This window comes from Paractinoplanes atraurantiacus, from assembly GCF_900215205.1.
Classification (GTDB): domain Bacteria; phylum Actinomycetota; class Actinomycetes; order Mycobacteriales; family Micromonosporaceae; genus Actinoplanes; species Actinoplanes atraurantiacus.
This window is the reverse complement of the sequence record NZ_OBDY01000002.1, coordinates 341411-355152: the sequence shown is the minus strand read 5'-3', so window position 1 is coordinate 355152 and position 13742 is coordinate 341411. Positions and strand designations below refer to the sequence as shown.

Below are 13742 nucleotides of genomic sequence, written 5' to 3'. Positions count from 1 at the left end.
GGCGCCGGTTCTGCGTGATCGCGTTCAGGCGTCGGTGAGCGGCTCGTGGTCGGGGCAGGTGACCCGCAGCTCGGCGTCGCCGAACGGGGCGTCGACGTAGTTGCAGTGGTGCGGCCGGCCGGGCTGGTCCGGGTGTGCTCGTGGGACGAAGAAGCGGCACGTCAGGCACATCTGTGAGACCGGGATCGCCTGCCGGTCCTGAAGCTCGCGCATCAGCGTGGTGATGCCGCGGAGCATGGCGGCGAAGTCGTCGTGCGAAAGCACCGCCAGCGCGCCCGTCAGCTTTTCCGACTGGCTGCGGAGACGGTCAGCCTCCGTACGGCCTGAAGAGCTCAGACCGAGCAGCATCGCGCGGGCATCGCCGGGATCGCGGGCGGCCTCGAGCAATTCCTTCTTGCGCAGCACCTTCACCGCGTCGGAGACCGTGGGCGGCGTCGAGGCCAGCGCCGTCACGATCTCGCCCTGCCGGATCGGGCCGGGCTTGTTGAGCAGCAGCGTGACGATGTCGGCCTGCAACGGCGACAGGTTGTGCGGGCCGGCGTTGCGCCAGGCCTCCATGCGCACGGCCTGACCGAGCCGGGCCAGACCGGTCAGCAGCTGGCTGGTCGAGGGTGGCCCCGGAACCTCTGGCATGCGAAACGGTCCTCTCCCTGCGTACGGCCGCCATCGTACTGCCGCGCAACGGCACCGGTGGCCAGGTGCGGCACCGGTGCCGTGGCGCGGCCGGCGGGCGGGCGGGCTCAGCGAGCCGCGGCCGGGATCACGAAGGGGAACTCGTCCGACGTGCGGGCCGGCGTCAGGCCGGTGCTGATCGCGGAATTGGTGACCAGCGAGAACATCACCTCGGGGGCGTTGTCGCCGAGGCGGCGGCCGTTGAACCCGGCGAACGAGAAGGCGGCCGCGGTGCCGACGACGTACGGCAGGGTGTCCGGGAAAAGGCGCTGGACCACGGTGGCCGCGTACGCCTCGGGCCGGCTGGTGGTGCCGAGCCGCCGCACAGTCTCGCGGATCAGCTCCTCGGTTGCCTTGCCGTAGCGGTCCCGGTCCTCGGCCGGCTGGGTCTCGTTGGCGTGGCTGGACACCTCGGAGTCGTGGTCGCGGAAGATCGGCCAGATCATCGGCAGGCCGGCCCGGTTGATCTGCCGCCAGCCGCCGGCGTCGGTGGCGAGCTTGGCCACGCTCCAGACCCGGATCTCACGCCCCGGCGACAGCACCGGGTCGGAGTGCGGAATCTCCAGGACGATGCTCGAGACCGTTGCCCCGTCGAACGTGCTGGCCACGTCGGCCGGCGGGCGCGGATCGGCCGGCTGCCCGTGCTGCACGATCTGGCCGATCGCGCCGAGCTGCCGCAGGTCGAGGGAGAACGGCTCGGCCGCGCGCCCGGCCCAGACCCGGATGCCACCCTCGCCGGAGGTCGCCACGCCGCTGCGGCCCTGGGCGATCTCGGCTCCGGTGACCGCGTCGTCGGCCGCTTCGGCTCCGGTGAGCCGGTAGACGCGGTAGTTCTGTTCGGCGTCGAAGACCAAGCGGAAGGTGAGCGCCTCAGTGCCCGTACTCAAGAAATCGATTTTGAACTCGTAGCGGCCCTCGTCGTGGAAGCCGAGAGGGGTCGCGTCGCCGGCCAGCGAGGTGCGCACGTTCATGATCAGGACCGTCGTGCCGGGGCCGTCGAACACGTACTGGTCGGTGATGTTGAGGCGGGGATCCTGACGGGCGAGCGGCGAATCGAGGTGGTGGGACATGGTCGTCTCCTCAATCGGTCAGCGGTGGAAGGTGCGGGCTTGCGTCAGTCGCGCAGCGCGACGCCTTCGACGGCCGGGAAGTCGAGGGTGGTCTGGCCGACCGAGTTGAAGTAGTTGGTGAACGTGTTGAGCGCGACGGCGGCCACGATCTCGCCGATCTCGCCGTCGTCGTAGCCGGCCGCGCGAACCTTCTCCAGGTCGGCGTCGGTGACGAAGCCCTTGCTGGCGATGATCGACTTGGCGAAGGTCAGTGCCGCCTCGACCTTCGGGTCGGAGGCTTGCGCGCTGCGGCCGGCGACCAGGTCGTCCTCGGAGAGACCAGCCCGGGCGCCCAGCACGGTGTGCGCGGCCAGGCAGTAGCCGCACTCGTTCTCGACGGCAGCGACCAGCGCGATCTGCTCCTGCACCCGGCCCGGCAGCCGGCCCTTGGACAGCGCGCCGGAGAACTGGAGGTACGCGTCGAGAACGGCCGGGGAGTTGGCCATCGCCCGCATCATGTTCGGGGTGACGCCGAGGGCCTTCTCGACCCGGCCGAGCAGCGTGCGGGCCTGACCCTCGGCGGTGGCGGGGTCGACGGTGGCGATGCGAGGCATGTCGGTCCTTCTTCCTTGCGATCATTGTTGGCAGTGCCAACTATGCCGATCGGAGGGGTGCCGCGCAAGACGTCACGGTTATGGCCCAGAGCACATGTGGGAGGCGGCGCCGACCACCGCCGCGCGCCGCCTCAAACAATCGCGGTCAGCAGCCGAGCCGCTTAGTGGACAGGGCGATGTCGTCCATCCAAAGGTCGAACTCCCCCGGTGTGGTGCCGCTCTGGTAGAGCTGCCAGCCGATTTTCACGGTGTCCACGGCCGGGAGGATGAACGGCACGTCGTTGCCGCCGTGCTCGGTGGTGGAGGCGGTCAGCTCCGGGCGCGCCCGGCCGTCGATCCACACGGCGACGCGGTTGTCCGCCGGGTCCAGTGTCCATTCGAAGCACTGCCAGGCGTCCTCCACGACCGGTGCCGATTCCCGCCAGTTCGTCCAGTCGCCGGTCGGACCGCCGTCGGCACCTACGCCCCAGAAGACGCCGGGGACGGTAGGCGCGTACTGGCCGCCGATCGGCCTGACGATCTCGGTGCTGCCGGCGCCGGTCGCCTCGACGAGCGTGAAGTGCGCCCAGTCCGGTGCGGTCGGGAAGGCGTCGACGCGCAGCCGCATCCGCCCGTAGAAGTGGTTGCCCGGCGCGGCGAAGTCGTCGACGCGCAGGAACGCGCGTCCGTTGTCGATGGTGTGGAGGTGCAGCACCTGATTGTGCCGGCCGGCCCGCTCGACGGTCAGCGTGCCGTTGCGTGTGTCGACACCCCAGTCCAGCGTGCTCGCACCGCCAGGCGGCAGCCGTTCGAAATCCTCGCAGAACAGCAGCGCGCGTGTGCAGCCGCCGCGGTGGGCGGGGCCGGCCGCGTCCGCCGGAACGCTGCCCGCCACCACGCCGAGGATCAGGGCGGTGGCAGTAGCGATGATGGCCTTGCGCATTGTTCTCCTTTGTCTCGGGTTTTGGGAGCGCTCCCAGTGGCACAGGTCAGCGCGTACAGGCCAAATCGAGGCTGCCGGGTGGCGTCGTGGCCGCCACGAGCATGCCGAAAGTCGTGGATGCCCCCGGGGCCAGCGTGCCGTTGTAGGGGGCGTTGCCGATCGTGACGCCGTCACCGCCGTCCGCCGCCACCCCGTTCCACAGCGACACGATCCGCTCGTCACCGGGCCACCGCCACGACACATTCCATGTGCCGAGCGTCTCGGCGCCGGGGTTGCGCACGGTGACCCGCGCCACGAAGCCCTCACCCCAGGCGCTGTCAATCGCGACGGTGGCGGCGCAGGCCTGTGCCGCCGCGGTCCGCCCGGAACCGGTCCAATACGGATCGCGCTGGCCGTTGGCGCTGAACCGATACCAGTACGCGGTGTCCGGCGCCAGCCCGTCGATCGTGACCTTCCCGCTGCGCTCCGGCCCGGACACCGCCTCGGCCACCGGGTTCAGCCACTGCCGGGCGTCCTCGGAGCCGGCGAAGAGCGTCACGGTGACCGGCGGGTCGTAGCCGCAGGGCGGGCCCATGAAGATCGAGTAGCTGATCGTCAGGCTCGTGGTGGTCGCGCCCGCCACCGTGCCGGTCAGCGGTATCACCGGCGGGCACGTCACCGTCGGCCCAGGCGTGGCCGCGAGCAGCGCGCCGCCCGAGATCGGTGGGCCGGCGGCCGAGGCGCCGGCCGCCCCGGTCATCACGATCGTCAGAGCGAGGGCCGCCCCGCCGATCATGGCGTTCAACCTGTGTCGCATCCTTGCCTCCCGTGTTCGATCGCTGGCATCCAGTTATATCGAAGGGTAACGATGAACGAAAATGCCGGCCCCGGCCGACGTCGATGAGCAGCCGCTTCCCTATCTCGATCAGCAGGCAACCGGCCGGCGATCGTGGCCCGGCGCCGGCGATCCCGCGACCGCGGCGGGCAACCACAGCCCGAACGCCGTGTTCGACGACTCGGTGCCCGCCGACGCCACATTCGTCCTCGCCGAACTGGCAATTCTGCTGATCGGCGACACCAGCGGCGCTGAAGGTGCGAGCCTGCTTCTGAAACGGCGTTTCAGCGTGGGCGGGGTTCACATGCGCAAGGAAAGCCGGGCACAGCAGGACGTCCGGGCACGAAACAATGCCGTCGGCGCACCAGCGCTCGACCGGCTCGTCGAGGTGGTCGCCGTGGTCACCGAAGTGCCGATAGTGGTCGCCTATCTGATCACCAGCACCACGCGTACCGTGCTCAGCTGCCTCGGTACGGAGGCGCTCGCACCCGGCGACGAGATGCCACTGGCCGGTTCGCTGGCCGCCGATGTCGTCGAAACGGGGCTGCCGCTGATCGTCGACGACGTCCTCGCCGACCCCCGCCTGGCCGACAAGGCGCCTGTGAGGGACTGTGGAATCAGTGCCTACTGCGGGTTTCCGGTACGGGACTCGGACGGCCGGGTGATCGCGGTGCTGGCCGTCGCGGCCCACCACCGAAGGAACTGGGCCACCCGGCATCTGCGCAGCCTCGACGCGGCCACTCAACTTTTCGGCGATCTGCTGTCCGGCCCCGTCACGGTGATGGCGACGACGGCGGACGTGCGCAGCCCGAGTCGTACCGAGCGGGCCGAGTCGATGTTCATGAGCTTGCTCGACGCCGCGCCGGACGCCATCGTCGGCGTCACCGCCGACGGCACGATCACCCTGATCAACGCACACGCCGAACATCTCTTCGGCTACCGGCGTGAGGAACTGCTCGGTCAGCCGATCGAACTTCTCGTCCCCGAACGGTTCCGCGACCTGCATCCGGCTCACCGCGACCGCTACTTCGCCCACCCGAAACGCCGCCCGATGGGCGCCGGGCTCGCCTTGACCGCCAAACGCAAGGACGGCAGCGAGTTCCCGGCCGAGATCAGCCTCTCCGCCCTGGAGACGGATCATGGCGTGATCGTCTCCGCCGCCATCCGCGACGTCACCGACCGGCTCATCGCGCAAGGCGAACGCGAACGTCTTATCGCCCAGGCCGAACGCGACGCCGCCGAACGTCGCACCCAGCACGCCCGCCGGCTGGAGAGCCTCGGCGAGCTCGCCGGCGGCGTGGCGCACGACTTCAACAACATCCTCGCCGTCATCAGCAACTATTCCGAGCTGATCCAGGACAGCCTCGCCGCCGATGAAGTCACGCGGGCCGACATCACGGCCGCCCGCGATGACCTCGGCCAGATCAGCCGGGCCGCGGAACGGGCCGCGCGCCTCACCAAGCAGCTTCTGGCCTTCGGGCGGCGCGACATCACCCAGGCCGAGGTGCTCGACCTCAACCACATCATCGGCGAGGTCGAGCAGATGCTGCGCCGCAGCCTCGGCGAGCACATCCAGCTGAGCACTCAGCTCGAACCCTCGCTGCGGCCGGTCTTCGCCGACGCCAGCCAGCTCGAACAGGTGCTGGTCAACCTCGCCGTCAACGCCCGCGACGCCATGCCCGGCGGCGGCACGCTGTCCATCGACACCAGCAACGCCGAGCTCGACGGCGACGACGCGACCACCACCCGGCTCCCCGCGGGCACGTACGTGCGTCTGCGTGTCTCCGACACCGGCACCGGCATGACGCCCGAAGTCATGGAACACGCCTTCGAGCCCTTCTACACCACCAAGCCCCGGGGCTCCGGTACGGGCTTGGGCCTGGCCACCATCTACGGCATCGTCACCTCGGCCGGCGGCGACGTCAGCCTCTACTCCGAGGCCGGCATCGGCACCAGCGTCACCATCCTGCTGCCCACCGCCGAGGCCGGCGCCGGCAACGTGGCCGACATCCCGGCCAGCCCCGGCCAGGCCGGTGCAGACCCGCACGGAACCATCCTGTTGGTCGAGGACGAGGACGCCCTCCGACAGGTGGCACACCGTATCCTCACCCGAGCCGGCTATACCGTCCTGCCCGCGGCGAGCGGCGAACAAGCGATCCACATCGCCCAGACCCATCCGGAGAGAATCGACCTGCTGCTGAGCGACGTCATCATGCCCAAGATGCTCGGCAACGAGGTGGCCGAACGAATGCAGACTGTCCGCCCCGGTACTCCGGTGCTGTTCATGTCGGGCTACGCCCAGCCCGTACTGAACGAGAACGGAACCCTGCGGGACGGCATCCTCATCATCGAGAAGCCGTTCACCAGCCACGAGCTCCTCGACCGCATTCGAGCCGTTCTGCACGACCAGGCCGCGGTTCAGTAACGAGCGGCGGGCAGCAGGTCAGACCACAGTGCAGGCGACGCCGTTGAGGGTGAAGGCGGCCGGTTCGGCCGTGTTGCCGGTGTGGGTGCCCTGGAAGCCGATCTCGACGCTGGCGCCGGGAGCCAGCGTGCCGTTGTAGTCGACGTTGCGGGCGCTCACCAGCCCGCTGGAGGGCGAGTAGGTGGCGTTCCAGCCGGAGGTGATGGACTGCCCGGAGGGCAGGGTGAAGCTCAGCGTCCAGCCGTTGATGGCCGAGCTGCCGGTGTTGGTGATGCTGATCGTCGCGGTGAAACCCGAACTCCAGGTGCTCATCGTGTACGCGACCCTCGGCCCGGCGCCGGTGGAGGGAGTCGTCGGAGGAGGAGAGGTCGTGCCGGTCACGCTGGTGACCAGGGTCATCACGCTGCGGGCGGGCAGCGTGACGGTGACCGAGCCGTTCGCCATGCTCAGCGCGCTCTGCCGGGCGACGTTGTTGCCGGCGTCGGTCAGCCAGGCGGCGACGCTTCCGGACGCGGCGGTCCCGGCCAAGGTGAACTGCTGGCTCACGGCCGAGCTGTTCTTGTTGACCGCGACGATGGCGACGGTGTCACCGCCCCGGTACGCCGACACGAAGACGTTGGTCGCCGGGTTCGCGGTCGCGTCGACCCGCACGTAGCCGGGCCGTACGAAACGGGAGAACTGCGCCATGACGGCGCCCCGCTTGCTGATCCGGCCGTCCTCGCGCATCGGGCCGTAACTGCGCCGCAGATACCACCAGACGTACGCCTGGAAGCCGGCGTCCACCATGGCGTGGTGCATGTGCTCCCCCACGTCCAGCGCCCCGGGCCAGGAATCGGCCGAGTCGCTGCTGTTGGGGTAGTAGACCTCCGTCATCCACAGTTCCTTGCCCGCTCCCTTCTGCTGGAACAGCGGGTAGGAGAAGTTGGAGTACGGCGTGCCGTAAAGGTGCGCGCCGATGATGTCGACGTTGGCGAGGGCCGTGGCGTCGTTGAGGATCGGGTCCGACATCGACTTGATGTACTGGAAGGACTCGGGTGCGATGACCCGGGTGCTGATCGAGCCGGCGTTGGCCCGGAGGAACTGAACGATTTCGGCGGCCGTCCACCACGTCCATGTCTCCGCATAGTCGGGCTCGTTCTGCACCGAGATGGCGTACAGGTCGACCCCGTTGTTGCGCATGTAGGTGGTGAAGTCGTTCAAATGCCGGGCGTAGGCGGCGTACGAACTGTATTTCAGTCGTTTGGCGTTGGTCTGGCTCCCGCGGGTGAAAGTCTCGGTCATGCCGGCGGGAGGATTCCACGGCGAGGCGAAGACGGTCGCTCCGAGCGCTACGGCACGTTGCGCCGTGGCCAGATCACGGCCCCAGTCCGACTGATTCTCGTTCACCGGAATCCGCAGTATCGAGAACCCCAGCTGGCCGTCGCCGGCGCCGAACGCGGTGTCCCGCTGCGCCGCGGTCAGGTCGCCGATCCAGGCCGCGTGGCACATGGCGCCGAAGCCCCGGATCGTCTGCCGTGGTGCGGACGGGTTGACGTTCGCCGCCGCAGCCGAGGCTTCGGTGGCCGTGAGGATCGACCCGGCGACCGCGACGACCGGCAGAGCTCCCAGCGTCGTCAGGACGGTTCGGCGGCGCAGCGGCCGGGACGGCGTCGACACCGGCTCATCGTGGTTCTGATTCATGGTCGATCCTCATGGTGAGAAGTCCAGGAATGGGAGCGCTCCCATTTATGGTCGCCAATATTGCCAGCTTGTTTCCCGCCGCTCAAGAGGCCATTTCCAAGAGATTTATCGGCGTACGATGTAACAGTTTTTCAGTCGCCGAAATTTGCGCTATCTGGTGGCAGGCCGGCGGACAGGTCGTCGACGGTGTGGGCCCGGATGCCGGTGAGCGGGCCGTCGGTGACACCCGCCGCGACGGCACGGACGTGCTCCTGCGCTGTGCCGGCCAGGCCGTCGTAGACGGCGACGAACAGATCCCGGGCCGGTTGCCGCGGCCAGCCGGCCGGCAGCAGGCGAAGGGGCAGGCGCGGGTCGAGAATGGGCAGGCGCCGAAAGGTGTCCATCACCTCGGTGCGGAACCGCACCGCCTCGGCCCCGGCCGGCTGCCCGCCGGCGATCCGGGCCGGCACGTGGCGCCAGCGCTCGAGGAATCTCTCGTACTCGCGGGCGATGGCGGCGATGTCCCACGCCTGGACGGGATTGCGGTCGAGGCCGGCGCCGAGCTCGACGTGCCGGGCGCGGAACACCGTCAGGGCGCCGGGAGCGATGAGGGCGAACCTCTTCCTGGCCTTCTCCGTCAGATCGTGCGGCGAGATCCACAGCCCGTCGTACAGCGGGGCGTACCCCATCCAGCGCAGCCTGTTGCGGAGTTCCTGCCGCTGGGCCCGTTCCGTCTGGGGCAGCGAAAACGCGATCAGCGTCCAGTGCTCGTCCCACGGTTCGGCGCCGGTGGCCGCCGAGGCGATCCAGCTGCCGCCGACGGCGAGGAAGTCGGCCGCCTCAGGCGTGAGCCGGTAGGCGCTCCGCCGCCCCTGCCGCCGTACTTGCAGCACCCTGCGACGGGCGAGCCGGCTGATCGCGGTGCGGGCGCCGGCCGGGCTCACGCCGGCCTCGGCGAGCAGGGCCACGATGGCGGCCGACGGCAGTTCGGCCCGGGTGCTCAGGGTGTAGTCGGCCAGCAGGGTCACCGTCAGATCCTGCGGCGAATTGCCGGCCTGGCGCCGCGGCAGGCGCACCGCATCCGCCGCGTCGTCGGGGAAGATCTCGTCGATGTCGTACGGGCTGGTCACACGACGGCTCCGGCAGAGTCGGGACTGACGATTGCCGAAGATCTTCCCATGCCCGTACGGGGTTTTCGAGTGCTGACCGGTGTGGACGGCACGCCACCGGGCCGTCCACACCGGGGCTTACGTCAGCCGGTGGTGCAGGCGGAGCCGTTGAGCGCGTACGCGGTGGGGGCACCGTTGTTGCCGGAGTGAGTGGCCTGGAAACCGACGGTGGTCGACGCGCCCGGCGCCAGGCTGCCGTTGTAGCCGGCGTTGGTCGCCGTGACCCGTCCCGAGGCCGGTGCGTACGAGGCGCTCCAGCCGCCGGTGATGGTCTGACCCGAGGGCAGGTCGAAGGCGAGCTGCCAGCCGTTGATCGCGGCGTTGCCGGTGTTGGTGATGGTGAGGTTCGCGGTCAGCCCGTTGTTCCAGGCGTTGACCGCGGCGGTGACCCGGCACGCCGAAGTCGCCGGCGGGGTCGTCGGAGGAGTGGTGGGCGGGGTCGTCGGCGGCGTGGTGGTCGGGGGTGTGGTGGGCGTGGTCAGGCCGAAGAAGGCGACGGCGGCGGCCGCCATCCCGCTGCTGGGAAGGGAGTGCCCGGCGCCCTGGATGCTGTACGCCTCGATCTGCACCGTGCCCGTCGCGTCAGCCCAGCGGCGGCGGTTCCAGCCCGACTGCGGAGTGTCGCTGGAGGTGGGGGTCGTGCTCAGCCCGAAGACATTGGTCCACTGCTCGACCGATTCCTGCAGCAGCGAGTACGGCACGAGGGTGTCGTTGGTGCCGTGCCAGAGCTGGATCCGGGGGCGGGCACCGCTGAAGCCAGGGTTCACCTGGCGGACGGCGTCGCCCCACTGCTGAGGTGTGCGGTTCATGCTGCCGCCCGTGCACTGACCGCCCGGCGGGTAGTCGGCCGCGTTGGCGAAGCAGTTGAACGGCACGCCCATGAAGGACGCGCCGGCCTTGAACAGGTCGGGGTAGAGGGCGAGCATGTGCTGGGTCATCATGCCGCCGGAGGAGCTGCCGGTGGCGTACACCCGGTTCTGGTCGCCGCCGTAACGCTGACCGGCGTAAGCCACCATCGAGGCGATCGAGACCGGGTCACTGCCGCCGTTGCGCTGTTTGGACGCCGCCGACCACGTGTCGAAGCACTTGCCGAAGCCGGCCTCCTGCATCGCCGACGGGTAGATCACGAGGAACCCGTACCGGTCGGCCAGCGAGGCGAACTCACTGCCCGAGTAGAAGCCGGGCCCGGAACCGCCGCAGCCGTGCATGGCGACCACGATCGCCGGGTTGGCCGGGCGGGAGTCCGGCACATAGATGTGCATGCGCATGCCGCCCGGGTTGCTGCCGAAGCTGGTCACCTCAACCAGCGAGGCCGCGAACGCCGCACGGGGTGCCGAGACGGCGAGACCGGCCACGGCCAGAAGGGCGGCCAGGGCGTACAACAAACGTCGTTTGATCTTCATGGTCGTTACTCCTGGAGCGAGGTGGGCCCCGCGCCGGAGATGCCACGCCCGCGCACAGCCCATGGGGAAAGACCGGGGATGCCGGCCGAGCCCGACGCCGTCGAGACCTGCGGGTGATCTGCCCTGTCCTCACCCGCACGGGCGCCGTGATCAGCGCCGATCGCCGTGCCACGGCCGTGTCGCGCACCGGCGGACACGCGTCGTATGGCACTTAGAGTGCACCCGGGACTCTGAACTGTCAATCGACGCACACCAATTGCCCGACCGGTGCCGATGCTTCGATCGGCTCAAGCCGGCTGGGTGGCGCTGCGGAAGCGGCCCGGTGCCTGGCCGTGGGCGCGGGTGAAGGCGCGGCTGAAGGCCGGTACCGAGAGATAGCCCACCGACGCGGCGATCGCCTCGACCGATCCGGAACCGCCCCGCAGGCGGGCGGCGGCGAGGTCCATCCGCCACTGGGTCAGGTAGGCGAGCGGGCTCTGGCCGATGGCAGCCGGGAAACGCCGGGCGAGCGTGGCCCGCGACACCGCGAGGGTGGAGGCCAGCTTCGCGGTCGTCCACGGGTGCGCAGGGTCGGCGTGGAGGTGCTGGAGGGCTTGATGGACGACCGGGTCGGTCAGCATGCCGAGCCAGGTGCCGCGCTGGTCGCCGGGCCGGCCGGGGAGCCAGGCGCGTAGCAACTGGATCAGCATGATGTCGACGAGGCCGTCGAGCACCGCCGTACCGGCGAACTGGGGGTGGGCCAGTTCCCGGGTGAGAAGGCGGACTATGTCGCCGACCCCTTCGGTGCCGTCGCCGCCCGGGATGTGAAGCAGGTCCGGCAGGGCCGGGAGAACCTGCGTACGCGCGGTGTGGTCGCAGTCGTAGAAGATCGTGACCAAGCTCGTCCGGACGGGTGGCGCGCCGAGCCGTACCACCGTGCCGGGCTCGGGCACTTCGAACTTCGCCGCGGGAGCGCCGGACGCGCCGGCCGAGTCACTGAGGCGGTGCTCGAGGCCGGCCCTCACCAGTACGACATCGCCGGCGGCCAGCTCGACCGGCTCGTGCCCAGTGACCGTGACCCGCGCGCCACCGCTGATGGCCACGTGCAGGGCCGCACCGGGGAAATCGTCCAGGTCCATCGCCCAGCGCCCGCCCGCCTCGATCTGGGCACCGAGGCTCCCCCGCACGCCGGACATACGTAACACCTCGCTGACCACATCCATCCGCCGAGACTACTGCCCCACCGAGCCTCCGTGAGGCAGGCGGCAAGTTTCTTGAGCTTCTGCAGCATCGACTGTTGCATCGCTTGGTCCATACATTGCTGATGAAGAACTGCTGAGCAGAAGGAGACAACGATGAAACTGCACGGAGCGACCGCCCTCATCACCGGAGCCGGCAGCGGCCTCGGCCGGGAGCTGGCCGCGGACCTGCTCCAGCGCGGCGCGAACGTCTACGCCACCGCCCGCCGGCCCGAGCAGATCACCCTGGAAGGTGTGCGAACGCTCGAGCTCGACATCACCGATCCCGCATCCGTCGCGGCCGCCGCCGCCGTCGCCACCGACGTCGACCTGGTGATCAACAACGCCGGCGTCTCCTTCGGCGCCCCGCTCGTGCACGGGGACCTCGACCAGATCCGGCGGACCTTCGACACCCACCTCTGGGGCACGCTGACCGTGATCCGGGCGTTCGCCCCGACACTTGCCGCCAACGGCGGCGGCGGCATCCTGAACATGCTGTCCGCGGTGGGGTGGGCGCCGTTCGGCGGCAACCTCGCCTATTCGGCGGCCAAGGCGGCGCAGTGGGGGCTGACCAACGCCGTCCGGCTGGAACTCGCCGAGCAGGGCACGCTGGTCAGCGGGGTGGTGCTGGGGCCGACGGCCACCGAGGCGATGACGTCCTTCGCGGCCCGGATGGACGGCGGTGACGCGTTGCTCAGCCTCATGAGCGCTCCGGCCGACATCGCCCGCATCGCCCTCGACGGCCTCGAGGCGGGAAAGACCGAGATCATCGCGGACAGCGCGAGTGCGACGACGAAGGCGTCGCTGATGGGTGCACCGCAGGCCTTCGGCCTGGAGATGCTTGCTTGAGTACGCGCTGGGCGGCTGTCACCGCGGACCCGAGTTCACGGGGATGGGCGCCACACCACACTGACGTAGAAGTGGTGAGGGTCGTCGCCTGCGCCGTATTCGTGGTGGAAGGAGACGCTGCCGGAGCCGGCGGGGTGGCGGATCAGGTCTCGGGTCATGCCTGTGGCCCTCATGAGGGCGTCTCGGGCTGTTATCGGCTCCAAGTCGCAACCGAACGCTCGCAGCGTTTCCGGGTATTCGGTGAATGGACGTGAGCGGCGCCAGGCCGCGTGCTGCCACGTGTCTGACCTGGAACGCTGGGCCAGCACCAGAACGGCTTCGGCGGGAATGGGGAAACCGTCGGGGAAAGTGGGTGGAAGACCGCGTTCGTCGAGCGATTCCACGAATGCCACGTCGGTCAGGATGTCGGCGTTCGCGTCGTATTCGTAAGGCGGGGCGGGTGGGCGGAGCGGTTCCAGGCGGCCGGGCACCCCGCTGGCGTCGAGGGCGGCCAAGGCCGCCGCGACCACCCGCGGAGCCCGGTCGGCGTGGTCCTGCAGATCCAGGTGAAGGGTCGGGCCGTCGTCGCTGAGAAGGGCTTCCACCCAGTTGGGCAAAGGCTCGGTGGGCTCGTCGGGGTGAGGAATGGCCCGGACGGCGTCGGCTGCGGCTCGCAGGGCGGCCATGGCCGTCTCGGCGTCGGGAGCGCCGCGGATCACCAGCACGGCCTGGCTGGGGCGTTCGGCCACGTAGGCGGCCAGGGCGGCCTCATCCCGGTGCAGCATGGCCGGGATCCTCGCACACAGGCATTGACGTCAGCGCCGGCTGCTCCACCGGTCCGGGCACAAGCCGCGCCTGCGTAACGCTCCCAGCGCCTCCTGCGTTCCGTACACTCCCAGAACGCCGGCCAGACCGGCGACCACGGTCTGCCCTACTTCCGCCCAGGTCAGGATCACGCCATCCTGATCGG

General features: G+C 69.8%; 12 protein-coding genes. 2 read left to right on the top strand and 10 right to left on the bottom strand.

Annotated elements, in window-relative coordinates; translation table 11 throughout:
- Positions 1-24: 24 nt before the first annotated feature.
- The 5 genes from CRP55_RS08140 to CRP55_RS08120 form a co-directional block, all read right to left on the bottom strand.
- Positions 25-633: a MarR family winged helix-turn-helix transcriptional regulator gene (locus CRP55_RS08140; protein ID WP_097319050.1), complete on the bottom strand. Its 609-nt coding sequence runs from the start codon at positions 631-633 to the stop codon at positions 25-27.
- Between the two features lie 107 nt (positions 634-740).
- A complete protein-coding gene (locus tag CRP55_RS08135; RefSeq protein ID WP_097319049.1) occupies positions 741-1742 on the bottom strand; it encodes a DUF4331 family protein in 1002 nt (333 codons plus the stop codon).
- Between the two features lie 44 nt (positions 1743-1786).
- A complete protein-coding gene (locus CRP55_RS08130) occupies positions 1787-2335 on the bottom strand; it encodes a carboxymuconolactone decarboxylase family protein (protein ID WP_097319048.1) in 549 nt (182 codons plus the stop codon).
- 145 nt (positions 2336-2480) lie between these two features.
- Entirely contained in the window at positions 2481-3257 is a 777-nt protein-coding gene (locus tag CRP55_RS08125) for a hypothetical protein (RefSeq protein ID WP_097319047.1), read from the bottom strand.
- Positions 3258-3303: 46 nt separating this feature from the next.
- Positions 3304-4053, bottom strand: a complete 750-nt coding sequence (locus tag CRP55_RS08120; RefSeq protein ID WP_245922872.1) for a cellulose binding domain-containing protein — start codon at positions 4051-4053, stop codon at positions 3304-3306.
- A gap of 61 nt (positions 4054-4114) precedes the next feature.
- Here CRP55_RS08120 and CRP55_RS08115 point away from each other — a divergent pair, with 61 nt between their 5' ends.
- Complete coding sequence (locus CRP55_RS08115; protein WP_097319045.1) at positions 4115-6496, top strand: ATP-binding protein; 2382 nt, start codon at positions 4115-4117, stop codon at positions 6494-6496.
- Between the two features lie 18 nt (positions 6497-6514).
- On the opposite strand, the gene xynC is transcribed toward CRP55_RS08115, so the two are convergent.
- The 4 genes from xynC to CRP55_RS08095 form a co-directional block, all read right to left on the bottom strand.
- Positions 6515-8176, bottom strand: coding sequence for a glucuronoarabinoxylan endo-1,4-beta-xylanase XynC (xynC, locus tag CRP55_RS08110; protein WP_097319044.1), 1662 nt, complete (start codon positions 8174-8176; stop codon positions 6515-6517).
- A 131-nt stretch (positions 8177-8307) separates the two neighbouring features.
- Positions 8308-9285 (bottom strand): PaaX family transcriptional regulator, encoded by a 978-nt coding sequence (locus CRP55_RS08105; protein ID WP_097319043.1) that lies wholly within the window; start codon positions 9283-9285, stop codon positions 8308-8310.
- Positions 9286-9407: 122 nt separating this feature from the next.
- Entirely contained in the window at positions 9408-10727 is a 1320-nt protein-coding gene (locus CRP55_RS08100; protein WP_097319042.1) for an extracellular catalytic domain type 1 short-chain-length polyhydroxyalkanoate depolymerase, read from the bottom strand.
- A 287-nt stretch (positions 10728-11014) separates the two neighbouring features.
- Complete coding sequence (locus CRP55_RS08095; protein ID WP_097319041.1) at positions 11015-11929, bottom strand: AraC family transcriptional regulator; 915 nt, start codon at positions 11927-11929, stop codon at positions 11015-11017.
- Positions 11930-12061: 132 nt separating this feature from the next.
- On the opposite strand from CRP55_RS08095, the gene CRP55_RS08090 reads away from it, so the two are divergent.
- The gene (locus tag CRP55_RS08090; RefSeq protein WP_097319040.1) at positions 12062-12793 is read left to right on the top strand and encodes an SDR family oxidoreductase; all 732 of its coding nucleotides are present in this window, start codon (positions 12062-12064) and stop codon (positions 12791-12793) included.
- Positions 12794-12828: 35 nt separating this feature from the next.
- On the opposite strand, the gene CRP55_RS08085 is transcribed toward CRP55_RS08090, so the two are convergent.
- Positions 12829-13557 (bottom strand): hypothetical protein, encoded by a 729-nt coding sequence (locus tag CRP55_RS08085; RefSeq protein WP_097319039.1) that lies wholly within the window; start codon positions 13555-13557, stop codon positions 12829-12831.
- Between the last annotated feature and the right edge of the window lie 185 nt (positions 13558-13742).

Bases quoted from the DNA above. Each gene is read 5' to 3' on its own strand.
- CRP55_RS08130 (WP_097319048.1), bottom strand. From the start codon at position 2,335: ATGCCTCGCATCGCCACCGTCGACCCCGCCACCGCCGAGGGTCAGGCC.
- CRP55_RS08100 (WP_097319042.1), bottom strand. From the start codon at position 10,727: ATGAAGATCAAACGACGTTTGTTGTACGCCCTGGCCGCCCTTCTGGCC.
- CRP55_RS08120 (WP_245922872.1), bottom strand. From the start codon at position 4,053: ATGCGACACAGGTTGAACGCCATGATCGGCGGGGCGGCCCTCGCTCTG.
- xynC (WP_097319044.1), bottom strand. From the start codon at position 8,176: ATGAATCAGAACCACGATGAGCCGGTGTCGACGCCGTCCCGGCCGCTG.
- CRP55_RS08125 (WP_097319047.1), bottom strand. From the start codon at position 3,257: ATGCGCAAGGCCATCATCGCTACTGCCACCGCCCTGATCCTCGGCGTG.
- CRP55_RS08090 (WP_097319040.1), top strand. From the start codon at position 12,062: ATGAAACTGCACGGAGCGACCGCCCTCATCACCGGAGCCGGCAGCGGC.
- CRP55_RS08095 (WP_097319041.1), bottom strand. From the start codon at position 11,929: ATGGATGTGGTCAGCGAGGTGTTACGTATGTCCGGCGTGCGGGGGAGC.
- CRP55_RS08085 (WP_097319039.1), bottom strand. From the start codon at position 13,557: ATGCTGCACCGGGATGAGGCCGCCCTGGCCGCCTACGTGGCCGAACGC.
- CRP55_RS08140 (WP_097319050.1), bottom strand. From the start codon at position 633: ATGCCAGAGGTTCCGGGGCCACCCTCGACCAGCCAGCTGCTGACCGGT.
- CRP55_RS08115 (WP_097319045.1), top strand. From the start codon at position 4,115: ATGCCGGCCCCGGCCGACGTCGATGAGCAGCCGCTTCCCTATCTCGAT.
- CRP55_RS08135 (WP_097319049.1), bottom strand. From the start codon at position 1,742: ATGTCCCACCACCTCGATTCGCCGCTCGCCCGTCAGGATCCCCGCCTC.